The 22699-nt window shown below is 67.4% G+C and carries 24 protein-coding genes; 17 read left to right on the top strand and 7 right to left on the bottom strand.

Annotated features, from left to right (window positions below; genetic code table 11):
• Positions 1-141 precede the first annotated feature (141 nt).
• Positions 142-3381: a carbamoyl-phosphate synthase large subunit gene (gene carB / locus MX571_RS10545; RefSeq protein ID WP_247416367.1), complete on the top strand. Its 3240-nt coding sequence runs from the start codon at positions 142-144 to the stop codon at positions 3379-3381.
• Between the two features lie 39 nt (positions 3382-3420).
• Here carB and MX571_RS10540 read toward each other — a convergent pair whose 3' ends face one another.
• Complete coding sequence (locus MX571_RS10540) at positions 3421-3879, bottom strand: DUF6069 family protein (protein ID WP_247416365.1); 459 nt, start codon at positions 3877-3879, stop codon at positions 3421-3423.
• A gap of 98 nt (positions 3880-3977) precedes the next feature.
• Between MX571_RS10540 and MX571_RS10535 the strand changes: the two genes are divergently transcribed.
• From MX571_RS10535 to MX571_RS10525, 3 genes are all read left to right on the top strand, one after another.
• Positions 3978-4550, top strand: a complete 573-nt coding sequence (locus MX571_RS10535; protein ID WP_247416363.1) for an HD domain-containing protein — start codon at positions 3978-3980, stop codon at positions 4548-4550.
• A gap of 137 nt (positions 4551-4687) precedes the next feature.
• Complete coding sequence (locus MX571_RS10530; RefSeq protein ID WP_247416360.1) at positions 4688-5110, top strand: hypothetical protein; 423 nt, start codon at positions 4688-4690, stop codon at positions 5108-5110.
• 112 nt (positions 5111-5222) lie between these two features.
• Positions 5223-6338 carry an AI-2E family transporter gene (locus tag MX571_RS10525; protein ID WP_247416357.1) on the top strand — a complete coding sequence of 372 codons (1116 nt, stop codon included), beginning with the start codon at positions 5223-5225 and terminating at the stop codon, positions 6336-6338.
• Positions 6339-6422: 84 nt separating this feature from the next.
• Here the strand turns inward: MX571_RS10525 and MX571_RS10520 are convergent, their stop codons facing one another.
• Positions 6423-6578: a hypothetical protein gene (locus MX571_RS10520; RefSeq protein ID WP_247416354.1), complete on the bottom strand. Its 156-nt coding sequence runs from the start codon at positions 6576-6578 to the stop codon at positions 6423-6425.
• Between the two features lie 222 nt (positions 6579-6800).
• Between MX571_RS10520 and MX571_RS10515 the strand changes: the two genes are divergently transcribed.
• The 4 genes from MX571_RS10515 (at position 6801) to MX571_RS10500 (ending at position 11036) form a co-directional block, all read left to right on the top strand.
• Positions 6801-6965: an FmdB family zinc ribbon protein gene (locus tag MX571_RS10515; RefSeq protein WP_247416352.1), complete on the top strand. Its 165-nt coding sequence runs from the start codon at positions 6801-6803 to the stop codon at positions 6963-6965.
• A 913-nt stretch (positions 6966-7878) separates the two neighbouring features.
• A complete protein-coding gene (locus MX571_RS10510) occupies positions 7879-8388 on the top strand; it encodes a DUF4188 domain-containing protein (RefSeq protein ID WP_247416350.1) in 510 nt (169 codons plus the stop codon).
• Positions 8385-9623, top strand: coding sequence for a serine hydrolase domain-containing protein (locus MX571_RS10505; RefSeq protein WP_247416348.1), 1239 nt, complete (start codon positions 8385-8387; stop codon positions 9621-9623). The genes MX571_RS10510 and MX571_RS10505 overlap by 4 nt, the downstream gene beginning before the upstream one ends.
• A 261-nt stretch (positions 9624-9884) precedes the next feature.
• A complete protein-coding gene (locus tag MX571_RS10500) occupies positions 9885-11036 on the top strand; it encodes a carbon-nitrogen hydrolase family protein (protein WP_247416346.1) in 1152 nt (383 codons plus the stop codon).
• Between the two features lie 54 nt (positions 11037-11090).
• Here the strand turns inward: MX571_RS10500 and carA are convergent, their stop codons facing one another.
• Entirely contained in the window at positions 11091-12152 is a 1062-nt protein-coding gene (gene carA, locus MX571_RS10495; RefSeq protein ID WP_247416344.1) for a glutamine-hydrolyzing carbamoyl-phosphate synthase small subunit, read from the bottom strand.
• A gap of 105 nt (positions 12153-12257) precedes the next feature.
• On the opposite strand from carA, the gene MX571_RS10490 reads away from it, so the two are divergent.
• Positions 12258-12671 carry an Lrp/AsnC family transcriptional regulator gene (locus MX571_RS10490; protein WP_247416342.1) on the top strand — a complete coding sequence of 138 codons (414 nt, stop codon included), beginning with the start codon at positions 12258-12260 and terminating at the stop codon, positions 12669-12671.
• 90 nt (positions 12672-12761) lie between these two features.
• Here MX571_RS10490 and MX571_RS10485 read toward each other — a convergent pair whose 3' ends face one another.
• The gene (locus MX571_RS10485; RefSeq protein WP_247418467.1) at positions 12762-13490 is read right to left on the bottom strand and encodes a PHP-associated domain-containing protein; all 729 of its coding nucleotides are present in this window, start codon (positions 13488-13490) and stop codon (positions 12762-12764) included.
• Positions 13491-13544: 54 nt separating this feature from the next.
• On the opposite strand from MX571_RS10485, the gene MX571_RS10480 reads away from it, so the two are divergent.
• Together MX571_RS10480 and MX571_RS10475 are read left to right on the top strand one after the other, a co-directional pair.
• Entirely contained in the window at positions 13545-14519 is a 975-nt protein-coding gene (locus MX571_RS10480; protein WP_247416340.1) for a diacylglycerol/lipid kinase family protein, read from the top strand.
• Positions 14520-14566: 47 nt separating this feature from the next.
• On the top strand, positions 14567-15172 hold the full coding sequence (locus MX571_RS10475; RefSeq protein ID WP_247416338.1) for an NUDIX hydrolase: 606 nt from the start codon (positions 14567-14569) through the stop codon (positions 15170-15172).
• A 116-nt stretch (positions 15173-15288) separates the two neighbouring features.
• Here MX571_RS10475 and MX571_RS10470 read toward each other — a convergent pair whose 3' ends face one another.
• Positions 15289-15801, bottom strand: a complete 513-nt coding sequence (locus tag MX571_RS10470; RefSeq protein ID WP_247416335.1) for a DUF6789 family protein — start codon at positions 15799-15801, stop codon at positions 15289-15291.
• Positions 15802-15934: 133 nt separating this feature from the next.
• Between MX571_RS10470 and coxB the strand changes: the two genes are divergently transcribed.
• The 6 genes from coxB (at position 15935) to MX571_RS10440 (ending at position 21668) form a co-directional block, all read left to right on the top strand.
• Entirely contained in the window at positions 15935-16804 is an 870-nt protein-coding gene (gene coxB, locus MX571_RS10465; RefSeq protein WP_438267240.1) for a cytochrome c oxidase subunit II, read from the top strand.
• Positions 16801-19389: a cbb3-type cytochrome c oxidase subunit I gene (locus tag MX571_RS10460; protein WP_247416331.1), complete on the top strand. Its 2589-nt coding sequence runs from the start codon at positions 16801-16803 to the stop codon at positions 19387-19389. The genes coxB and MX571_RS10460 overlap by 4 nt, the downstream gene beginning before the upstream one ends.
• Positions 19390-19435: 46 nt before the next feature.
• Positions 19436-19693, top strand: coding sequence for a cytochrome C oxidase subunit IV family protein (locus tag MX571_RS10455; RefSeq protein WP_247416330.1), 258 nt, complete (start codon positions 19436-19438; stop codon positions 19691-19693).
• Between the two features lie 2 nt (positions 19694-19695).
• Positions 19696-19938: a hypothetical protein gene (locus MX571_RS10450; RefSeq protein WP_247416328.1), complete on the top strand. Its 243-nt coding sequence runs from the start codon at positions 19696-19698 to the stop codon at positions 19936-19938.
• 112 nt (positions 19939-20050) lie between these two features.
• Positions 20051-21310 (top strand): MFS transporter, encoded by a 1260-nt coding sequence (locus tag MX571_RS10445; protein ID WP_247416325.1) that lies wholly within the window; start codon positions 20051-20053, stop codon positions 21308-21310.
• Positions 21311-21455: 145 nt separating this feature from the next.
• Positions 21456-21668, top strand: a complete 213-nt coding sequence (locus MX571_RS10440; RefSeq protein WP_247416323.1) for a hypothetical protein — start codon at positions 21456-21458, stop codon at positions 21666-21668.
• A gap of 138 nt (positions 21669-21806) precedes the next feature.
• Here the strand turns inward: MX571_RS10440 and MX571_RS10435 are convergent, their stop codons facing one another.
• Both MX571_RS10435 and MX571_RS10430 read right to left on the bottom strand, forming a co-directional pair.
• Entirely contained in the window at positions 21807-22163 is a 357-nt protein-coding gene (locus MX571_RS10435) for a hypothetical protein (RefSeq protein ID WP_247416321.1), read from the bottom strand.
• A 155-nt stretch (positions 22164-22318) separates the two neighbouring features.
• Positions 22319-22699, bottom strand: coding sequence for a DUF7410 domain-containing protein (locus MX571_RS10430; RefSeq protein WP_247416319.1), 381 nt, complete (start codon positions 22697-22699; stop codon positions 22319-22321).

Below are 22699 nucleotides of genomic sequence, written 5' to 3'. Positions count from 1 at the left end.
GCGAGAAGTAGCGAGGCGCGAGGGAAGCGAGCGAGGAGGTCCGTGAAGAGTACTCCGCCGCCATTTCGAATTTCGTAAATCGGCTTCGGGTTTCGCAGATTTTCGTGGCGCTTATTACGATGTGCTGACTCGGTGTGGGTAATGAGCGACGAGGAGCGCTCGGTTAGCGTCCCAGCAGAGAACCCGACGATTCTGCTCATCGGCAGCGGTCCGATCCAGATCGGACAGGCCGCCGAGTTCGACTACTCCGGTGCGCAGGCGTGTCGAGCCCTGCAGGAGGAGGGGGCGCGAGTCGTCCTCGTCAACTCCAACCCGGCGACCATCATGACCGACCCCGAGATGGCCGACGCGGTGTACATCGAACCCATCACCACCGAGGCCATCGCCGAGGTCATCGAGCGGGAACGCCCGGACGGTGTCATCGCCGGGCTCGGCGGCCAGACGGGGCTGAACGTCACGGCCGAACTCGCCGAGGAGGGCGTCCTCGACGAGTACGACGTGGACATCATGGGGACGCCGCTGGACACCATCTACGCGACGGAGGACCGCGACCTGTTCCGCCAGCGCATGGAGAGCATCGGCCAGCCGGTGCCCGCCTCGACGACCATCACGCTCGACGAGGGCGAGTCGGTCAGCGAACTCACCGCCGAAGCGCTCCAGGAGCGCGTGGACGAGGCCGTCGAGAAGGTGGGCGGCCTCCCGGTCATCTCCCGGACGACGTACACCCTCGGTGGAAGCGGGTCGGGCGTCGTCGACGACATCGACGAGCTGTACGAGCGCGTGCGGAAGGGGCTACGCCTCTCGCGCAACTCGGAGGTACTCATCACCGAGTCCATCTCGGGGTGGGTCGAACTGGAGTACGAGGTGATGCGCGACGCCGACGACTCCTGTATCATCATCTGCAACATGGAGAACCTCGACCCGATGGGCATCCACACGGGCGAGTCCACCGTCGTCACGCCGTCGCAGGTCATCCCCGACGACGGCCATCAGGACATGCGCTCGGCGGCGCTGGGCGTCATCCGCGAACTCGGCATCCAGGGCGGCTGTAACATCCAGTTCGCGTGGCGCGACGACGGGACGCCCGGCGGCGAGTATCGGGTCGTCGAGGTCAATCCGCGCGTCTCGCGGTCGTCGGCGCTGGCGTCGAAGGCGACGGGCTACCCCATCGCTCGCGTCACGGCCAAGGTGGCGCTCGGCAAGCGTCTGCACGAGATCGAGAACGAGATTACGGGCGAGACGACGGCCGCGTTCGAACCGGCCATCGACTACGTCGTGACGAAGGTGCCGCGCTGGCCTCAGGACAAGTTCGAGGACGTGGACTTCACGCTCGGCACCGCGATGAAGTCCACCGGCGAGGCGATGTCCATCGGGCGCACGTTCGAGGAGTCGCTGCTGAAAGCGCTGCGCTCGGCGGAGTACGAACCGGCCGTCGACTGGGTCGAGGTGGACGACGACGAACTCGCCGAGCAGTACCTCGAACGGCCGTCGCCCGACCGCTCGTTCGCCATGTTCGAGGCGTTCGACAGGGAGTTCTCGGTCGAGCGCGTCGCCGAGTTGACGGGCATCGAGTCGTGGTACGTCGAGCGCTACGCCCGCATCGCCGAGGCCGCCAGGGATGCCCCTGCTGGCGAGTTCGAACTCGCGGGCGACGTCGGCTTCACGGACCAGCAGGTGGCGGCGCTCGCTGGCGGCGCGTCGACCGCCGAGGTAGCAGCGGGCGGCGACGCCTTCGACGTGTCCGCCACGCTGGACGACGTCGCCGCGACCACGACCGACCGTCGGTTCAAGCAGGTCGACACCTGCGCGGGCGAGTTCGCGGCCTCGACGCCGTACTACTACTCCGCCCGCGACCCCATCAGCGGCATCGGCCGCGACGAGGTGCGAGTCGACACGGACGTCGAGAGCGTCGTCGTGGTCGGCGGCGGCCCCATCCGCATCGGGCAGGGCGTCGAGTTCGACTACTGCGCGGTCCACGCGGTGCGCGCCCTGCGCGAACTCGGCATCGACGCCCACGTCGTCAACAACAACCCCGAGACGGTCTCGACGGACTACGACACCTCCGACGGCCTCTTCTTCGAACCCATCACTGCCGAGGAGGTGGCGGACGTCGTCGAGACGACGAACGCCGACGGCGTGATGGTCCAGTTCGGCGGCCAGACCTCCGTCAACGTCGGCGAACCGCTCGAAACGGAGCTCGCCCGGCGCGGCCTCGACTGCGAGGTCATGGGCACGAGCGTCGACGCGATGGACCTCGCGGAGGACAGGGACAGATTCAACGCGCTGATGGACTCGCTGGGCATCTCACAGCCGGAGGGCGGCACCGCGACCAGCCGCGAGGAGGCGCTGGACCTCGCCCACGACCTGGGCTACCCGGTGCTGGTCCGCCCCTCGTACGTCCTCGGCGGGCGCGCGATGCGCGTCGTCCACTCCGACGAGGACCTGGAGCACTACATCGAGGAGGCGGTCAGGGTGTCGCCGGACAAGCCCATCCTCGTCGACCAGTTCCTCGACGGCGCGGTCGAACTCGACGTGGACGCGGTCTGCGACGGCGAGGACGTGCTCCTCGGCGGCATCATGGAACACGTCGAGACGGCCGGCGTCCACTCCGGCGACTCGGCGTGTTCGATTCCGCCACGGTCGCTCGACGCCTCGACGCTCGCCCGCGTCCGCGAGGTGACCGAGACCATCGCGCACGCGCTCGACACGGTGGGACTCCTGAACGTCCAGTTGGCCGTCCGTGAGCACGAGGGCGACGAGGGAGCAGAGGTGTACGTCCTCGAAGCCAACCCGCGCTCCTCACGGACGGTCCCGTTCGTCTCGAAGGCGACGGGCGTCCCCATCGCCAAACTCGCCGCGAAGGCGATGGCGGGGGCGTCGCTGCCCGAACTGGAAGCAGAGGAACGCATCCCCGAGCACACCAGCGTCAAGGAGGTCGTCCTGCCGTTCGACCGTCTGCCGGGCTCGGACCCCCGCCTCGGCCCCGAGATGAAATCCACCGGCGAGGTGATGGGCACGGCCCGTTCGTTCGGCAAGGCCTACGACAAGGCGCAGGACGCTGCCGGGTCGCCCGTCCCGCGCGACGGGACCGCAGTGGTCACCTTCGACGACCTGCGGGCGTCGTTCGCCGACCACTACGACCTCGCCGAGTTCGACGACGAGGACGACCTCCGTGGCGCGATTCGCGAGGGGGCGATAGACCTGCTCGTCACCGACCAGCGGGCGGCGCTGGAGACGGCGGTCGAGGAGGACGTTCCGTACGTCTCGACCGAAGCGAGCGCTCAGGCAGCGCTGGAGGCGCTAGCGGCGAAGGACGAGCCGCTCGACGTGCTCCCGGTCAGCGAACGGCCCACGGTCGCCCGCGAGTGGGGCGGCGAGTAGCTCGAAACGCTGCTATCGGCAGTTCTCGGTGAGTGCTTCTCAGCGACTCACCGTACGGTCTCGCGCGACCCGGTCGCTCCCGAGGATACCAGCGGCGATGCCGACTGCTGCGGCGAGATGGAGGCCGACGAGGCCGACCTGCGCGTTCGTCGTGAGGTCGAGCGACTCGGCACCGAGCGTGAGGGGCGCGAGCATGACGAGGAACACCGCGGCGGCTGCGACGAGGAACCACCGGTCCGGGCGGTCGGTGAACCGGTCGAATACGGCGTAGACGAGCGTCGCGCCGAGGGCGGCGACGAGCGTGACGCCGACGACGGGACCCCACGCGAACTGCTGGACGTCGGCGAGCGACGAATCGAGCGCGACGGCGACGAGTCGCGTCACCGCCGTCAACAGGAGGCCGAGAACCGCGGCGGCGATGCCGCGACGCGCGAGTGCTCCCGAGCCGAGGTGTGTTCGCGTGCTGGCGTCGGGACTGGTCGGTGTTCTGGTGGACATGACGGCGCAAGTAGGCCACACGAGCTATTGAACTGCGCGCACACCGACTGCGAAACTGGAGACGAGGGTTCTTGAGCGGAGCCACCGCAGTCGAGTACATGAGCGAGTCACCGACCGAGCGTCACGGCGACGCCGTCCGCGAAGCGTTCCCCCAACTCGACCGCATCGCGGACGACGACCTCCGGGCTGGCGTCGTCCGGGCGTGGGCGACGGCGATGGCCGAGAACGGGGTCGAGGAACTCGACTCCGTCCCGTGGTTCCCGCCGGTCCAGCGGGACCTCGGCATCGACGACGAGTTCCTGGTCGGACACGTCCGGGACGTGACGGTGGGTGCCATCGCGCTGGCGGAGTCGCTCGTCGAGCGCCGTGACCCGGACCTCTCGATGGACCTCGTCGTAGCAGGGGCGCTCGTCCACGACGTCTCGAAGCTCTCGGAGTACCACGGCGACGACGAGACGGCGGTCGGTGACCTGCTGGGCCACCCCTACTACGGGGTCCACGTCGTCGCGGCGGCGGGCCTCCCGGTCGAACTCCAGCACGTCGTGCTCTCGCACACCTCGCGTACCGCCGTCGACCCCGCGACGCTCGAAGCCGAACTCGTCAGGCGGGCCGACGAGGTGGCCGCGAGCGCGATTCGACTGCGGGTGCTGTCGGACCTGCGAGACGCCTGACGGGGAGTACCGAGAGCCCGTTCACACATCCGTAACGGGTCGCTCTCGCTCGTTCGTTCTCGGCGGAAGCCACACCCCTCACCGGACAGGACAGGGACAAGCCGTACCGTTTTCCGGGCACCGCGTCAACGGTTCGTGTGTTATCTATCTCGTCGCTCCTCCAGTCGACGCTCGACGGAACGACCATCCTGTGGGGGACGGTGCTGATATTCGTCGTGAGCGTCCTGGTCGGAGGGGTCGGGAACTATCTGGGAATTCGCCTCGTCTCCGACCAACATCCGACGTACGTCCACGCCGTCGTCTCCACGATTCTCAGCGCGGCGGTGTGGGCGGTCGTGAGCTACGCACTCGCCGTCTACGAACCTGACATCACCCCCTTCGCGGGGGCGCTCGTCGCGCTGCTCGTCTGGATCGGCGTGTTGTACCTCCGGTACGACGGTGGTATCGTGACTGCCGTGCCCGCCGGCGTCACGGCGTGGCTCATCGCCGTCGTCACGATGTACCTCGTGGCCCTGTTCACGCGGGTCCCGTTCGAGGCAATCGGCATCCCGGCGGTGTGACCGTCGTGTTGCCACACTACTCGTCGTCCGACTGCCGACGGCACGGTGGCCCCCGGTCGCGTCGGGAGGGCGGTGGAACCGCTTCGGAAACGCCAGACGACCGAAGGAAACGATGAGAGGAATCAGCGCGGACCTCGACCAGTCGCGGCTCGCGTGGTGGCTCCTCGGAGCGATCCTCGTGGGGCTCCTCTACCTCGCCGTCCAGCGGTTCCTCGGTGCGTTCGTGTTCGGACTGTTCCTCTACTACGCGGTTCGGCCCGTCAGCCGCCGGGTCCGGCGGCTGACCGACTCCTCGGGACTCGCCGCGACGTCGACGCTGTTGCTGGTCGCACTCCCGCTCGTCGCGCTCATCGCGTACATCGTCGCCCGGCTGGTGCTGGAACTCGATCTCGCGTCGGTCCAGCACCTCAGGTCGCTCGCGCAGCCCTACCTCGACGTCTCGTCGCTCTTGAGCGACCCCCGACAGTTGCTCTCGCGGCTCCGAGACCGCAACGCGCTCCAGTTCGGGGCGACAGCCTTCTCGATGCTGTCTGCCGTACTGGTCCAGCTGTTCGTCGCGCTCGCGTTCGTCTTCTTCGTGTTGCGCGACGACCACCGCCTCGCCGGCTGGTTCCGTTCGGCGGTCGGCGACGAGCGGTCGGTGTCGTACGCCTACCTCTCCGCGGTCGACCGTGACCTCGAATCGGTGTTCCTCGGGAACACGATGATGATGATCACCGTCGGCATCCTCTCCGTGTTCACGTACAACGGGTTCAACCTCCTCGCGCCAGCCGGGCTGACCATCCCGTTCCCGACGGCACTCGGGTTGCTCACCGGCCTCGCGAGTCTGGTGCCGCTGGTCGTCGGCAAGCTCGTCTACGTCCCCGTCGGTGCCTACCTCCTCTGGCTCGCAGCCCAGGGCGAGGCGTCGTTCGTCTTCCCCGTCGGCTTCCTCCTCTTCTCGTTCCTGTTTCTCGACCTCTTCCCCCAGACGTTCGTCCAGCCGTACCTCGCCGGGCAGTCCATCCACGTCGGCCTCACCGTGTTCGCCTACATCCTCGGGACGACGCTGTTCGGGTGGTACGGGCTGTTCCTGGGGCCGCTGTTGATGGTGCTGATGGTCCAGTTCGTCCGCATCGTCTTCACCGAACTCGTCCACGACAGCCGCATCACGCCCCGAGTCACGGACGCCGAGAGTCTCGGGTCGAGTCCGCGAACGGACACCACGGGTGCGAGTTCCGACGAGTGAGTTCACCGGGGTCCCTGTCCCCGGCGTTCGGTAACGGGTAATGGGTCGCTCACTGCGTTGGAACGGTCGTGTGAGAGCGTGGGTCTATCGGGTGACGCCGACGGCGACGGGTCCGGCGATAGGGAGGAGGAATCCGGTTCCGAGGGGATAGCCGGACGTTCCCCCGAGGAACAGCACGAGAGCGACCAGCGTCATCTGTGTCCCCGCGAACAGCGTCCGTAGACTGGGACTCTCTGCCACTCGTGTCGGGTATCGTGTCATTTCGAGGGAACACTCGTGCGTTAGATTCGTCGTTCGTACCGAACGAGCGACGCAGAGAGCGGGTCTATCACGAGTCGTCTACTCGCCCGGAGTCTTCCAGTGGTAAGACCTCGGAAGCCAGAGAGTTACGAACGTTGGGAACGGTGCAACGAACTCACAGTTTATTGACCATTGGTACCGACTGACGAACGGGGTTCGACAATGAGCATCATCAGGCAGGTGAAGCAGGCCATCGGCATGGAGGGTGAGACCGAGCATACGTACAGTTGTCGCGACTGTCAACGTACGTTCGAATCGACCGAGGCGAGCATGGCCAACGTCGCCTGTCCGGAGTGTGGAGGGCACAACGTTCGACAGATAGTGTGAGAACGCCGACCGAATCACCCAGACTCGACTCACGGGGTCGAGTCCCGGCAGTGAGGGACACAGAGGGCGAGCCTCTCGACGGAGAGGTGGCGCCGACGCGCCGCCTCGAACTCGTCGCAGAGAATCGTTCACTGGAAACACGACCTCGTTACCGTTCGGTCCGGTGGCTCGCCCTGGGAACGCCCCGCGACAGGAGTCGGGCTGTCAGAGGCTCACACCCGTTACGTGGCCGGACTCACTCGCCCCGGAGCGTCCCGAGGACCGCTTCCACCTTCTCTCTCGCCCCCATCCGTTCGCGAGCCGTGAGGAGTGAGTCCACAATCGACTGACAGCGCAGCGGTGATGAGATCTCGCGTACCGTTTCGATAGTAGAAACGTCAGACAGTCGTGTGAGATTCGACGTCTCGTCGACACAGCATCTCCACTCTTCGGGTGTCGGTGAGGGCCACGCGACAGCAGTTCGGGGCTGTCAGAGGCACACGATGGCTGTCGCGTGGCCGGGCTCACTCGCCCGGAGCGTCCCGGGAACCGCTTCCACCTTCTCTCCCGTCCGCGTCCCCCGTCGAACAGGACGAGCGAACCACGACTGGCAACACTTGCCACGGACAAAAAGATACCCCCTGCATGTTAACGCTCGGTCGAAAGTTCAGCAGTTTCCCTACCATTCCATAACTCTAGATGTGCGCTCATGTAATCACGGTCCGAGTCCAGAAGACGAGTCGCCGACTCGGCCCGAGCGCACCTTCGTCGGTCGATCATCTCGGTGGTCGGGCCGGGAGCGTCCGTCCGTCGACGGAGTGTCGTAGCTGGTCCGTCGAACGTGCCGAGAGTGGCCCAGCCGACGACGACCAGGGCCGTCGACGACCACACGTCGACTGTCACGGTTATGTCTGCAGAGGGCCTACAGGAGGAGATGGCACGAGTAATCAGTGGCCGGATGGCTGCGGAGACCGACGGCGACTTCGTACTCTACATCAACGGGTTTCGGCTCAACAAGCTCCGAGCCGTCAGGAGGTGGTTTCTCGCGGGGCGGAAGATCGGTGCGATGTTCGAGGAGCTGGCGGCGGACCCCGACAGCGGCTTCCTCGGGTACCAGCCTGCCCTGCAGGGCCTCCGCGGCGGTGGTTCGATACAGTACTGGCGGTCGCTCGAGGACCTCCAGCGGTTCGCTCACGACCCGAACGACATGCACGTCCCCGCCTGGAAGTGGGTCGACGAGAGCCTGCGGAACGGGGAAGTCGGGTTCTGGGCCGAGATCTACCTCGTCGAGGACGGCAACTACGAGACCTTCTACCGGGACATGCCCCCGAAGGGGCTGGGCGAGGTGACGGAGCTCGTCCCGATTGCTTCCCGGACGCGCCGCCTCGGCATGACGCCGGGTCGCTCGGCACCGGTCGAGAGTCGGTCGGAGACGGCGAGATGACGACTGTGGCACCGGGTACCGATACCGTAGCGATTCACGGTACCGTCGCGCCCGGTTTCGAGTCGGTCCGTGCGGTGTTCGCCGAGAACTTCGACGACCGAGACGAACTCGGCGCGGCCCTCGCCGTCTACCGCCACGGCGAGGCCGTCGTGGACCTCTGGGGTGGCCACCGGGACACCGCCCGCGAACACCCCTGGGAGGCCGAGACGATGGTCCTCGTGGCCTCCGGGACGAAGGGGATGGCGGGGGCGGCCATCGCCGTCGCACTCTCCCGGGGGCTGTTCGCCCTCGATGACCGTATCGCGGACCACTGGCCGGCGTTCGCGAAGCGCGGGAAAGCCGACGTCACGGTCCGGCAGCTGCTGAACCACCAGGCGGGAGTCGCGACGCTCGACGGGCGTCTGTCGCCCGAACAGATCGCCGACACGGCGTTCCTCTCGGACCTGCTCGCGGACGAGGACCTCGACTGGGGGCCCGGCACCCGTCAGGGGTACCACGCGTTCACGCTGGGCTGGTACGCGAGCGAACTGCTCCGCCGGACCGACGGGCGGACGCTGGGCCGGTTCTTCGCCGAGGAGGTGGCGGAGCCGCTCGAACTCGCGTTCTACATCGGGCTGCCCGAAGAGATCTCGGACGAGCGCGTCGCCGAACTGGACGCGTTCGGGCCGCTGGACATGCTTCGGAACCTCCGGACGATGTCGCCCCGGTTCGTCCTGTCGTACTTCACCCCGTGGTCGGTGACGAGGCGGGCACTGAACGTCCTCGACACGCGGCGTCCGGCCGACCTGAACGGTCGTGCGTTCCGCGCCGTCGAGATTCCCTCGGCGAACGGTATCGGGACCGCCCGCTCGATGGCTCGGCTGTACGGCGAGCTGGCGACGGGCGGCGAGGCGCTGGGCCTCGCCGAGTCCGTGTTCGCCGAACTGACTGCGCCCCCGGTGCCACCGTCCGGTGAGACGAGGGACATCGTCATCGGCATCGAGACGGCGTACGCGATGGGGTACTCGAAACCGTCTCCCGACTTCCCGTTCGGAACGTCGGACGCCGCGTTCGGCACGCCCGGCGCGGGCGGGTCGTTCGGGTTCGCGGACCCCGAACTGGGGCTGGGGTTCGCCTACACCCCGAACCGGATGGGCCTGCACCTGACTGACGACCCCCGACAGGTGGCACTCAGGAACGCCGTCTACGAGTGCATCGAGCACCAGGACGGGGAGACAGTTTCGGCTCACACCTGAATCAGTATCCCGACCACGGTCGAGCGACGGACCACCGATTGCGATAGGCACTCGTGTCCGCGTCGAACTCGCGCTGCCGGACGCAGCCGCTGCACACGGGGCCCGAGAACACGCGGCCTGTCTGGTCGGGGGCGTAGATTTCACTCGGGACACGACTCTGTCGGTTCACGCGGCGTCCTCGCGTGAACGAGCGAGGGCAGGATCTCGTCGGCGTACCGCGTCGCGCGAACGCTTTTGCGACGTGCCCACACATCTCACGTCATGCACGCGACCGGACCGGAGACCGAACCGAAGGAGTCGTTCACGCTCGCGGCGGCGCAGGTCGAACCCGTCTACCACGACAAGGAGGCGACGCTCGACCGGACCTGCGAGTGGATAGCGAGGGCGGGCGACGCGGGTGCGGACCTCGTGGTCTTCCCGGAGACGTACTTCCCGGGGTACCCCTACTGGCGCGGGTCGGTCTCGATTCCGCGCTGGACCGAGTTGATGGTCGACCTCCAGAAGAACAGTCTGCACGTCGAAGACGAGGCGGTCGAGGTACTCGGCGACGCCATCGAAGACGCGGACTGTCACGTCGTCCTCGGCGCGAACGAGCGGAGCGACCGCCGCGGGAGCGAGACGCTGTACAACTCGCTGTTCTTCTTCGACCGTTCGGGCGACCTGGTGCGTCGCCACCGGAAACTGATGCCGACGCACGGCGAGCGGACCATCTGGGGCCGTGGCGACCCGTCGAGCCTCGCCACCCACGACACCGATATCGGCACGCTCGGTGGTCTCGTCTGCTACGAGAACCACATGACGCTCTCGAAGGCGGCGCTCTGTGCGATGGGCGAGGAGGTCCACGCCGCGACCTGGCCCGGGTTCTGGACGCAGAACGGCCACCCCGGCGACAAGGCTCGCGCCGAGTCGAGCGAGGCCGCCGACACCTGCGACATCTACCCCGCGGTCCGCGAGTACGCCTTCGAGACGCAGTCGTTCGTCGCCTCCTGTTCGATGTACCTCGGCGACCTGGAACCGGAGGGGTTCGAGGAGGGAGAACTCGGCTACGACCTCGCGGCGGGCGGGAGCATGCTCGTCAACCCCGCGGGCGTCGTGAAGGCCGGTCCCGTCCTGAACGAGGAAGCTCTGCTGACGGCGGAGTTCGACCGCGACGAGCGCCGCGCGACGAAGGCGTACTTCGACGCGATGGGCCACTACGCGCGCTGGGACGCCGTCAATCTGGAGGTGAACGACGAGACGTTCGACCCGGTCCACAGCCACGACCACGGGCGGGCGGACGCGACCGGTCGGCAGTCCGGCGACATCGGCCGAGGGGACGGCCGGCTGTCGGCCGCCCGCGCCGAGGAGATAGCGACGGACCACGACGTCCCGGTCGAGGCGGTCGAGGCCGTCGCGCGGTCGCTGGAGGAGTAGCGACGCTGCGGGGTCGAAGAACGGTCGAGAAGCAGCGGGCCTGCGGTCGGACGGTCAGTCCGCGAGCATCGGCGTCCGGGTGTTCGCCAGGCCGAGCACGTCGTCGAAGAAGCCGAGGGTGTCCTCGGGGCCGGGGTTGGCCTCGGGGTGGTACTGGCGCGTGAGGACGTCGAGTTCGTCGCTCTCCAGTCCCTCCGGCGTGTCGTCGTTGACGTTGACCTGCGTCACGTCGAGCGGACCGGGGTCGGCGACCGTGTAGCCGTGGTTCTGGGTCGTCATGACGACCTGCCCCGATTCGAGGTCCATGACGGGCTGGTTGACGCCGCGGTGGCCGAACGTCATCTTCTCGGTCGTGCCGCCGAGCGCGCTGGCGACGATCTGCTGCCCGAGACAGATGCCCGCCATCGGCACCTCGCCCGCGAACTCGCGGACGATGTCCTGGGTCGCCTCGAAGTTCTCCGGGTCGCCGGGACCGTTCGAGACGAACAGCACGTCCGGGTCCACTTCGGCGACGGCCTCCGGGTCGGCGTCGTGCGGGAGGCGGTAGACGGTCGCGCCGCGGTCGACGAGCGAGGAGACGATGCTCCCCTTGACGCCGCAGTCGACGAGGGCCACGGTGGGACCGTCGCCGCCGGCGTTGTAGACGACGCGCTGGCGCACCGACACCTGGTCGCCGATGTCGACGTGGTCGCTCATCCCCTCGCACTTCGCGAGTTCCTCGCGCGCGTCCTCGGGCGTGACGTCCTCGCCGACGGCGACGCCGCACTTCATCGCGCCCTCGTCGCGCACGGTGGTGACGAGGTCGCGGGTGTCGAGGTGGTCGAGCGCCGGAATCCCCTCCTCGGTCAGCCAGTCGGCCACGTCGTCGGTGAACTCGCGGGCGACGGCGGCGGTGGGGTGGACGCGCTCGGACTCGAATCGTTCGGTTCGGACGCCGTAGTTACCGATGAGGGGGTACGAGAAGGTGAGCACCTGTTCCTCGTAGGAGGGGTCGGTGAGGCTCTCCTCGTAGCCCGTATAGGCGGTCGTGAACACCAGTTCTCCACGTGTCCGGCCGGGAGCACGTCCGCGCGCCGAGACGACACGTCCGTCCTCCATTGCCACGTAGGCGTCCATCGTTACGAATCACCTAGCAGCAAGGCCTCTTAGGTGTTGTCCTTCGAAGCGTGATTACGAAATTCGTAAGTGTCAACTGTTGCCGGTTGGTAGGTACCCACCTCCATGGACGCACTCGACCGCGACATCCTCGACGTGCTTCGCCGAGACGCCCGTACGCCGTACACCGAGATCGCCGACGAGGTGGGGACGAGCGAGGGCACCGTGCGCAATCGCGTGGACAAACTCGTCGACGACGGCGTCATCGAGCGGTTCACCGTCGCCACCCACACGGGGAACGTCAAGGCGATGATAGAGATCGGCGTCGACGTGGCCGTCGACACCGCGGGCATCTCCGAGCGCATGGCGACGTGGGAGAGCGTCGACTTCGTCTGGCAGGTGAGCGGCGAGGAGGACCTCGTGCTCATCGTGGACGCGGCGGACACGCGAGGGGTCAACGACCTCATCACGCGCGCCCGCGAGCAGGAGGAGGTCATCTCGACGAAGACGCGACTCATTCTGGACGAGCAGTTGGGCTGAGCCGCTACGAAATCCGCAGGTTGTGGCAATTCTTCCGGTGCTGGACGGTCGAGCGCCGGTCGGAACTCGCAGAGCGGGACCGCCGTCGCCTCAGTCCTCGTCGGGGGCGCTCCCGACGCCGGGGGTCGGCTGGTCGCTCTCGCCGCCGGTGTCGAGCCAGGCGGGTCGCTGGAGGTGCTCTTTCTGCTGGTGTATCTGTCGGTAGAGCTTCCGGACGAGACGGTCGGTGACGAAGTCGCCGACGACGGGTTCGACGTCGCCGCCTCGGATGGCGTCGACGACGCTCTCGGGGGTGAGTTCGTCCGCGTCCACGCGCGTGAACGCGCGACCGACCTCGAACGGGTAGTGGGCGTCGCTCCCGCCGACCAACGGGAGGTCGTACTCCCCGGCCAGTCGCTCGACCCAGCTCTGCGTCCGGGGGTGTTTCCCGTTGACCTCGATGGCGTCGAAGTCGGCGTCGACCTCCCGGACCGTCGAGTTGCGGTACGGGTGGGCGATGATGGCCGCACAGTCCCGGTCGTGGGCCATCTCGACCACCGCCTCGGGTTCCAGCCGCTCGGGTCTGGTGAACGTCGGCGGGTCCGGCCCGACGACGAGGACGTGGCCACGGGTCGTCGTCACCTCGATACCGGGCACGTGTGAGACCGGTCCGGCGCTCTGTGGCGCGTAGTAGTCGTGGTTCGTGAACGCGAGACCGTCGAGGCCCCGACGCCGGGCGACGAGGCCGAGGAGTCGCGCACCGACCGGGTCGTACGGCGTCGGTCGGCAGTGGAAGCCGTGGAAGAATCGCGTGTGCGTGTGCAGGTCGAGCGCGAACACGGCTTGCACTACCGAGGTGTAGGCCTTTGTCCTTCCGCTCGTTACAATCGAGGTATGGTACCGCCCGAGGACCAGAACGCCGCGACCGACATGCAGGTCGAGAGCCCCTCCGACCGCGACGCCGACCGGGTCGTCGTCCTCAACCCCATCAGCGGCGACGGGGAGCACGGCCCACGCGTCAGGGAACTGGCCGACCAGTACGGCTACGCGGTCCGTGAGACCGAGAACGAGGGCGACGGTATCGACATCGCACGCGAGGCCGCCGACCACGCCGACCGGGTCGTCGCCTGCGGCGGCGACGGGACGTACAACCACGTCGTCCGCGGACTGTGGCAGGCCGATGCGCTGCCGGAGGTGGAGTTCGGCGTCGTCCCAGGCGGCACGGGCAACAACTTCGCCAACAACGTGGGCATCGAGGGCATCGAAGACGCGTTCGAGGTGCTGGCCGAGGGACCGGTCCGGTCAATCGACCTCGGGACCGTCACCGTCGACGACGGCGAGCCGATTCCGTTCCTCAACTCCTGTATCTGCGGGCTGACGGCCGACGCGAGCGCCGAGACGACGCCCGAGCAGAAGAAGCAGTACGGCGTCCTCGCCTACGCGGCCAACTCGCTCCGCCAACTCGCCGCATACGACGGTCTCGACATCTCCATCGAACCGGTCGAGGGCGGCGACGGGTGGTCGGGGAGCGCTGCCCTCGTCCTCTTCGGGAACGCGCGGGGGTTCCCGGGCGACGAGGGGGCGGCGGCGGACGTGGAGGACGGACTGCTCGACGTCACCGTCATCGAGAAACGGCCCGCCATCGACCTGGTCAGCGGTGGAGCGCTGTTCGAACTGTTCGGCCGGGACCCGGCGAGTCTCTCGCGGCTACGGACCCGCCACGCCGAGGTGACCGTCGAGTCCGACGAGGCGGCGACGTTCAGTCTGGACGGCGAGATGGTGGCGGCGCGAGAACTCACCGTCGAGACCCGCGAGCAGCTACTCCGCCTGCCCGTGGGGCAGAGCTACGTCGCCCGTACCGACGGCTGAGGACGGGAGTCGAAGCTACCATAAGACGCGTCCCCGGAGGGTAGCGCATGAGTACAGAGGACGCTCCCGACGCCGTACAGCGCGAGGAGTCCGGCGCACGCGACGACGAGACCCACAAGAACGCCGAGCAGGACGTCATCGCCGTCGACGCGGACGACAACGAGGTCGGTCTGGAGAACCGCCTCGAAGCGCACACCGGTGACGGCATCCGGCATCGAGCGTTCACGGTCCTCGTGTTCGACGAGGACGACCGCATCCTGCTCGCCCAGCGCGCGGCGAACAAGCGCCTCTGGGACACGTTCTGGGACGGCACCGTCGCCTCCCACCCCGACCAGAACCAGAGCCAGGAGGCGGCGACCCGCGAGCGACTGGCCGACGAACTCGGCGTGACGCCCGACCAGTACGACAACCTCCGCGTGACGGACAAGTTCGAGTACAAGCGCTACTACCTCGACGCGGGCGTCGAGTGGGAGGTCTGCTCCGTCCTCAAGTGCACGCTCTCGAACGACGAGATCGACCGCGACCCCGACGAGGTCGAGGGCCTGCTGTGGGTCGACTACGAGGACCTCCACGAGAACCCCCGCTTCTACCGCCAGCTACGCCTCTGTCCGTGGTTCGAGATCGCGATGCGCCGCGACTTCGAACAGCGATAGACCCGAACGACGGCCCGTCACGTAGTCGTACCACCCCCTGACACGACGTCGGCGGCGCCCGAATCGATCCACTCGCTATTCTAACAACGTAAGAATCGAAGACCACGTCGGACGGCTCAGACCAGCGAGTCGGGCCTGGTCGCGAGGTACTCGAAGACGAGCCCCAGTCCGAGCCCGTAGACGAGGTGGGCGACGAACGTGAATCCGAGGTAGAGTGCGAGCGTCAGCCCAGTGTAGCCGGTGTAGAACCCGAGGACGAACCCGGTCCACAGCGCCCCACCGAAGAACATCCCGCTCACCGGCGGCCGTTCGCCGGGGAGGTACTCCATCAGCGCCGCGAACAGGAGCGGCCACGGCACCATCCCGTTGGCGAGGAAGATGAGGTAGCCGACGAGCACGGGCTGTGCGGCGTCGCCGAGGCCGAGCGGGTCCGCCAGCGAGGCGAACGACTCGAAGGAGAACGCACCGACCTGGGCCGCGACGAACAGTACGCCCGTCATCAACGCCGTCCCGGCCAGCCCACCGGCCGCCCCGATGACGCCGTCGCCGACGATACCGAACAGCCGGTCGTACTCCTCGACCTGTTCTGCGAGCGTCGGGTCGTCGAACTCGGACGTCGGGTCTGGCATACCGGAAGACTGTTCCGAGTACTGTTAACGCTATCGCAGAATTTTGTTATCGTTGTTAAGATATTCACGGCCTTATTGCTAACATACCTCATAGTTAAGTAGGATGGAACGAAAACGCTTGCAGGGCGATTCGATGACTGCAGGTGACGTCGTTCCGATGCTGGTGCAGGTCGACGACCTCATCCCGAAGGGGACGCGGATGAACGTCTTCGAGAGTATCTACTGGGTGTTCATCGTCCTCGGGACGCTCGTCGGCGTCGTCGTCATCGGGTACATGGCGTACAACGCCTACCGCTACCGGGCGAGTGGCGACCACGCCGCCGAGGGGGACGACGACCGCCCGATGCTCGGCGAGCTGCCGGCGGGCGGCGGGAAGGGACGGAAGCTGTTCCTCTCGTTCGGGTTGAGCGCCGTCGTCGTCATCTCGCTCATCGCCTGGACCTACGGGACGCTGCTGTACGTCGAGAGTCCGGCGAGCGCGTCGCCAGTCGAGGACGATATCGAGGTACAGGTCGTCGGCCGACAGTTCTCGTGGGAGTTCGTCTACCCGAACGGGGCGTCGAGTTTCGACCTCGTCGTCCCGGCCGACACCCGCGTCACCCTGGTCGTCACCTCCGACGACGTGTTCCACAACTTCGGGATACCCGCCTTACGGGCGAAGACCGACGCGATACCGGGACAGACCACCCGGACGTGGTTCATCGCCGACCAGCCGGGCGAGTACCAGGCGCACTGCTACGAGCTCTGCGGGGCGGGCCACTCCGAGATGAACGCGAAGGTGGTCGTGATGGAGCCGTCGGCGTACGAGAAGTGGTACGCGAACACCAGCGGCGGCAACGCGAGCGGAAACGGTACCGAGAGTAACGCCAGTGCGAACGCCAGCGGAACCGGTGGTGGAAACGGTAGTGGCGGGGGTGGCGGCGGAACGCCGACCGAGGGCACCGCCACCGCACTCCTCGCCGGCATCGCGACCAGAACGACGAGCGAGGAACTCAGGTCATGAGCGACGACACCACATCGAGGGAGACGGACGGCGGCCACGAGACGGACGGTGGCCGCGAGACGGACGGTGGCCGCGAGACGGACGGTGGCCACGCCACGGCCGACCTGCCGGTGGCCGACCGGACGACGAGCGACCCGAGCCACGAACACGGCCTGCCGCCACTGTCGTCCATCCGCCGCTGGTTCGTCACGACGAACCACAAGGACGTCGGCATCCTCTACCTCGTCACGTCGCTGTTCTTCCTCGTCTTCGGCGGGGTGCTGGCCCTGCTCATCCGACTCCAGTTGCTCCAGCCGGGCGGCACCATCCTCTCGGACGCCGCGTACAACCAGGCCGTCTCCTCGCACGGCCTGCTGATGGTGTTCTGGTTCCTCTCGCCGCTGGCGTTCGGGTTCGCCAACTACGTCGTGCCGCTCCAGATCGGGGCGAAGGACCTCGCGTTCCCGCGGCTGAACGCGCTGTCGTACTGGCTCTACCTCTTCTCGGGCGCGCTGTTCGGCGTCTCGTTCTTCCAGGGCGGCACCTTCTCGGGCGGCTGGACGATGTACGCGCCGCTCAACGTCCCCATCTACATGCCGAACATCGGCGCGACGACGGTGGTGCTCGCGCTGTTGATGTTCACCGCCTCTGTCACGGTCGGCGGCGTCAACTTCCTGACGACCATCCACCGGATGCGCGCGCCCGGCCTCACCCTCCGGCGGATGCCGCTGTTCACCTGGACCATCCTGCTGACCGTGTGGATGATGCTGTTCGCCTTCGCCGCGTTGCTGGCGGCGCTCCTCATCCTCTCGTCGGACCGCATCCTCGGGACGGTCTACTTCTCGGCGACGGACTCCGGCGGGTCGCTGCTCTGGGCGCACCTGTTCTGGTTCTTCGGGCACCCGGAGGTGTACATCGTCTTCTTCCCGGCGCTGGGGGCGATGGCCGAGATATTCCAGACGTTCTCCGGGCGGCGCATCGTCGGCCGGAAGTGGTTCATCGCGGCGATGGTGCTCGTGGCGCTCCAGTCGTTCCTCGTCTGGATGCACCACATGTTCCTGACGGCCATCAACCTGCCAGTGAAGACGCTGTTCATGGCGACCACCATCGGCATCTCGCTGCCGTTCGACCTGATGGTGTTCGCGCTCATCTACACCACCATCAAGGGGCGTATCCGGTTCAAGACGCCCTTCCTGTTCGCCTTCGGCGCGCTCGCGCTGTTCATCCTCGGGGGCATCACCGGCGTCTTCCTCGGCGCGGTGGTGCTCGACTTCGAGTTCCGCGGGACGTACTGGGTCGTCGCGCACTTCCACTACGTGATGGTCGGGGGCGTCACCGCCCTCGTCGGGGCCATCTACTACTGGTACCCGAAGATGACCGGGAGGATGTACGACGAGTTCCTCGGACAGGTCCACTTCGCGCTGTTCTTCGTCGGGTTCAATCTGCTCTACTTCCCGATGTTCATCGCCTGGGAGACGCCGCGCCGGGTGTTCGACTACCCGGTCGGGTTCACCCCGTGGCACCAGCTGGCGACCGTCGGCGCGTTCCTGCTCGGCGGGTCGTTCCTCGTCATGTTCTACAACCTCTACTCCAGCCTCGCCACCGGCGAGGAGGCGGCGGGCGACCCCTGGCGCTACGTCTCGACGGCGGAGTGGGCCGTTCCCTCGCCGCCGCCGCTGGAGAACTTTCCCGGCCGGCCCAGCTACGACGGCGGGAGCCTCGAGTTCCTCGAAGAGGCGGGACCGCGACCCTCCGGCGTCGCCGCCGCGGACGGCGGTCCCGGCACCGCCACCCGCTCGGACGGCGGCGTCGCCGCACACGGTCACGCCATCGAGGGCCACGCGGACGACCACGCGGAGAGCCACGCGAGCATCTGGCCGTTCGGTATCGCCCTCGCGGGGTTCTTCGTGCTGCTCGGCCTCTCGGGCATCAACTCGGGCGGGACGACCTACGCCGGACTCGCGGTCGCTGGCGGGTTACTGGGCGGGTACACCCTCGTCGGGATGGCCCGCGAGACGTTCCACGGTCCCTCGGGACCGTTCGGCGAGTCCTGGCCGTTCGCGAAGGTCGAGAACACGAAGCTCGGGATGTGGTTCTTCCTCGCCTCGGACGTGGTGCTGTTCGGGGCGCTCATCGGATCGTACGTGTTCATCCGCGTCGCGTTCGGCTGGGCGGACTGGCACATAGTCCCCCACAACCCCATCCCGGGGCTGATGAACACGTACATCCTGCTGACGAGTTCGTTCGCCGTGGTGATGGCGATGGTCGCCGCCCAGAAGGGGAGTCGAAACGGTCTCGTCGCCAGCCTGCTCGTGACGCTGCTGCTCGGCCTCGGCTTCCTCGGCAACAAGGGTATCGAGTGGTACGAACTGTACCACGAGGGCGAGTGGCTCTCGACGAGCGTCGAGACGTCGACGTACTTCCTGACGACGGGCCTCCACGCAGCACACGTCATCGTCGGCCTGTTCATCGTGCTCTACATGCTCGTCCGGGCGTGGAACGGCGCGTACCTCGACGACGACCGACCGGTGGAGTACTTCGGCCTCTACTGGCACTTCGTCGACATCGTCTGGCTGTTCCTGTTCCCGCTGTTCTACATCCTGTGACCGACCGAGAGACCGACTGATACACCACCACCCACAACCGAAACCAATGAACACGAAACTCTACGCCGGCATCTACGTCGTCCTGTTCGTCTTCGCGACGGCACAGGTCGCCGTCGAGTTCGCGGGACTGACCTACTGGACGGCGTTCGGCGTCATCATGGCGCTCTCGGCGGTGAAGGCGGTGCTCGTCGCCGCGTACTTCCAGCACCTGCGGTACGAACCGCGCGCCGTCACCTACGTCGTGACCATCGGCCTCGTCGCCGCACTCGCGCTGACGCTCGCCGCGTCGTACTCCATCACCTGACCATGAACGACTCACTCACCGCCACCGTCGTCGCCGGAACCACCATCGGACTCGCCGTCGTACTGTACGCGACGTACGCGCACCTCGGCGAGGTGGTCATCGCGGTCGGGGGCTGTATCGTCCTCCTCAGCGTCGGCCTCATGACACTCGCCATCGCGCGGTACGAGGGCGACGAGGTCCACGAGAGCCACGACTCGCACGGGCCTCACGGGTCCGAGACGGCCGAACCGCTCGACCGACCGTAGTGCGAGGGGGTTGCTGGGACCGGTCGAGTTATCCTTCGGAGTCCGTTTCGGTGGAGTATGAGCGAGCGCCGTCGAGCCGCGAGGATGCCAGTGATGGGGTGGACGTAACGCGGTGTCGCGCTTCGCGTCGCTGTTCGGCGACGACGCCGACGTGGTCGGCGAGCGAGCGTTCCTGTTGCTCCTCCTGGTGAACCTCAGCCCGCCGCTGGGGACGTCGCTGGTCTCGCCGCTGCTCGACAGCCTGACCGGCCAGTACGGCGTGAGCGAGGCGACCATCGGGCTCCTCATCACGGCGTTCACCGCGCCGAGCATCGTCCTCATCCCGGTCGCGGGAGCGCTCTCGGACCGCTACGGTCGCAAGCCGGTCCTGCTGGCGGGACTGCTACTGTTCGGCGTCGGCGGCACCGGACTGGCGTTCACGACGGAGTTCCGGGCGGTCCTCGCGCTCAGACTGCTCCAGGGCGTCGGCTTCGCGGGACTGACGCCCGTCATCGTCACGAGCATCGGAGACCTCTACGCGGGCGGCGAGGAGGCGACGGCGCAGGGGTTCCGGTTCGCCGCGTCCGGGCTGACGCTGATGGTGTTCCCGCTGCTCGCGGGCGCCCTCGTCACCGTCGCGTGGAACCTCCCGTTCCTGTTCTACGCGATGCCGTTCCCCGTCGCCGTGCTCGTCTGGCGGTACTTCGAGGAGCCGTCGGACGCGACGGAGCGTGCGGACGCCACCGACCACGGCGTCCGCGACCTGCTGGCGCTCGTCGGTCAGCCACGGGTCGCCGCGGTGCTGGTCGGTCGGAGCGTCCCGAACCTCCTCTACATCGCGTTCCTGACGTACAACTCGTTCGTCGTCGTCACCGCCATCGGCGGGTCGCCCGGCCAGGCGGGCGTCCTCGTGGCGGTGACGAGCGTCGCACACGCCACCGCCGCGACGCAGGCGGGCCGTATCACCGCCCTGTTCGACTCGCGGTACTGGCCGCTCGTCGGCGCGACCGCCGCGATGGGCGTCGGACTGGGTGTCATCGGCTGGGCACCCTCGCTCGCCGTCGCCCTCGCCGGCGGCGTCTGCATCGGTCTCGGTTTCGGCGTCTCCCTCTCGCTGTACCGGAGCGTCATCACCGGCTACACGACGACGTTCCGGGGCGGTCTGGTGAGCGCTGGCGCGTCGCTCGGTCGCGTGACGGCGACGGTGACCCCGCTGGCGATGGGCGCTGCCGTCGCGGTACTGAGCGACGCGATGGGGTTCGTCACCGCCGTCCGGTGGACCGTCGTCGGAACCGCCGCCGTCGGCGGCGCGCTCGGCGTCTGCTGTCTGGCCGTCGCGCGGCTGTCGCCGCAGGTCCGGTCGGAGTCGAGGACGCCCGCTACCGGGGACTGACGTCGAACGCGGGTTGACCCGCGACCGAGACGGTACAGTCGGTGACTAGGTGTACCAGGACGGACCCCGAACGTCGCCAGGCCCCTTCTCTTGCTCGCAGACGACGGCCCAGCACATTTCCGGTGGGGCCGTCGATATTCGCTCGATGCCTACGCGTGAAGCCTCCATGGCGTCGTCGTTCGAGATGGAGTTCGTCTGTACGCACTGTGACCAGCCGTTGCCTGCCCGCCGGTCCGGCGCGAAGGTTCGCTGTGAAGAGTTCCACGACTGTTTCTACGAGGAGCCGGGCGTCGTCGCCGACGTCGTCGCCGGCGAACTGCTGACCGCGGACGACGTGGCGGTCCGGTTCGCACCGTAGCCGACGCGTCCGTCGTCGGTCGCCGAGTCTACCCGTCCGCGTAGCCGTACCGCTACGCTCGTCGGTCCTTCGCAGGCCGATACCGAACGACCCGGAGAGAGACGGCCGTTCGCTGGGCGCTGCGGAGCCAGCGAACCGCTAGAGCTCCTCGATCAAGTTCACGTAGCCCAGTTCGACGTACGCTTCGGTCTCCGTTCCCCACGCCTGGAGAACGGGTCTCGTCCACGTTCCGTCGTCGGTCTGCCGTGCCGAAATCTCCAGGGTCCCCTCCCACTCCTGCGGGGAGTCCAGTTTGTGGGACATGTGTTCCGGAAGGTCGGTGATGGCGTCGATCTGGACGATCAGTAGCCCCTCGTCGATGCCACCCTCGGACTTCCGGGGAGTGTACTCACGCGCCGTGACCTCGATGGTTTCGATGACGTCCCTCCCGTCCACGACCTCGATGCGCATGCGCTCGTTCGGTGTGCACGATTGGAGCGTCTCTGCCGTGCTCATTACTGCGTCCAGAAACGGTGAGCGACCATTAATGCATCAATTGGAGATACCGTTGCCGGGGCCTGACTGTGCGGTCTCAGTACCTGTCGGACCCGGGTGACGTTGCCCGACGAGCACGGGGCACGAGGCGCTCTCCCTCGACCCCACGGACACCGTCACGCCAGCGCGAACGCGTAGACGTAGCTGAGTCCCATCACGACGACGACGAGCAGTGCGACGACCTTGAGGTGGTAGACGAACAGGTCGTCGACCTCCGCGTCCTCGTTCTCCTCGTACGCCGCCGTCTCCTCGGGCGTCAGCAGGTCGGCGTGACACTCGCCGAGGTGGAGCGCGTGGAGGCGGTCGGTCGGGAACGGCTGGTCGCAGTACTGACAGCGCACTGGGTCCGCGTCGGCGGGGACCTCCGTCGGGAGGGACGCGAGACTCGCGGCCGGGCCGGGGGGCGTCGTGGTGGTGTCGGTCGAGTCCGTCGAGTCCGATGGGTACGGTGCGTCGGATTGGTCGTGGGGTCGGTCGTCACGTGGGTCGGTGGTCAT

This window comes from Halomarina salina, assembly GCF_023074835.1.
Taxonomy (GTDB): Archaea; Halobacteriota; Halobacteria; order Halobacteriales; family Haloarculaceae; genus Halomarina; species Halomarina salina.
Note: the sequence above shows the minus strand (reverse complement) of the source record. Positions and strands in the feature narration are given on the sequence as shown.

Coding starts and splice junctions, on each gene's coding strand:
- carB (WP_247416367.1), top strand. CDS start 142: ATGAGCGACGAGGAGCGCTCGGTTAGCGTCCCAGCAGAGAACCCGACG.
- MX571_RS10540 (WP_247416365.1), bottom strand. CDS start 3,879: ATGTCCACCAGAACACCGACCAGTCCCGACGCCAGCACGCGAACACAC.
- MX571_RS10535 (WP_247416363.1), top strand. CDS start 3,978: ATGAGCGAGTCACCGACCGAGCGTCACGGCGACGCCGTCCGCGAAGCG.
- MX571_RS10525 (WP_247416357.1), top strand. CDS start 5,223: ATGAGAGGAATCAGCGCGGACCTCGACCAGTCGCGGCTCGCGTGGTGG.
- MX571_RS10515 (WP_247416352.1), top strand. CDS start 6,801: ATGAGCATCATCAGGCAGGTGAAGCAGGCCATCGGCATGGAGGGTGAG.
- MX571_RS10510 (WP_247416350.1), top strand. CDS start 7,879: ATGGCACGAGTAATCAGTGGCCGGATGGCTGCGGAGACCGACGGCGAC.
- MX571_RS10505 (WP_247416348.1), top strand. CDS start 8,385: ATGACGACTGTGGCACCGGGTACCGATACCGTAGCGATTCACGGTACC.
- MX571_RS10500 (WP_247416346.1), top strand. CDS start 9,885: ATGCACGCGACCGGACCGGAGACCGAACCGAAGGAGTCGTTCACGCTC.
- carA (WP_247416344.1), bottom strand. CDS start 12,152: ATGGACGCCTACGTGGCAATGGAGGACGGACGTGTCGTCTCGGCGCGC.
- MX571_RS10490 (WP_247416342.1), top strand. CDS start 12,258: ATGGACGCACTCGACCGCGACATCCTCGACGTGCTTCGCCGAGACGCC.
- MX571_RS10480 (WP_247416340.1), top strand. CDS start 13,545: ATGGTACCGCCCGAGGACCAGAACGCCGCGACCGACATGCAGGTCGAG.
- MX571_RS10475 (WP_247416338.1), top strand. CDS start 14,567: ATGAGTACAGAGGACGCTCCCGACGCCGTACAGCGCGAGGAGTCCGGC.
- MX571_RS10470 (WP_247416335.1), bottom strand. CDS start 15,801: ATGCCAGACCCGACGTCCGAGTTCGACGACCCGACGCTCGCAGAACAG.
- coxB (WP_438267240.1), top strand. CDS start 15,935: ATGACTGCAGGTGACGTCGTTCCGATGCTGGTGCAGGTCGACGACCTC.
- MX571_RS10460 (WP_247416331.1), top strand. CDS start 16,801: ATGAGCGACGACACCACATCGAGGGAGACGGACGGCGGCCACGAGACG.
- MX571_RS10455 (WP_247416330.1), top strand. CDS start 19,436: ATGAACACGAAACTCTACGCCGGCATCTACGTCGTCCTGTTCGTCTTC.
- MX571_RS10450 (WP_247416328.1), top strand. CDS start 19,696: ATGAACGACTCACTCACCGCCACCGTCGTCGCCGGAACCACCATCGGA.
- MX571_RS10440 (WP_247416323.1), top strand. CDS start 21,456: ATGCCTACGCGTGAAGCCTCCATGGCGTCGTCGTTCGAGATGGAGTTC.
- MX571_RS10435 (WP_247416321.1), bottom strand. CDS start 22,163: ATGAGCACGGCAGAGACGCTCCAATCGTGCACACCGAACGAGCGCATG.
- MX571_RS10430 (WP_247416319.1), bottom strand. CDS start 22,699: ATGACCACCGACCCACGTGACGACCGACCCCACGACCAATCCGACGCA.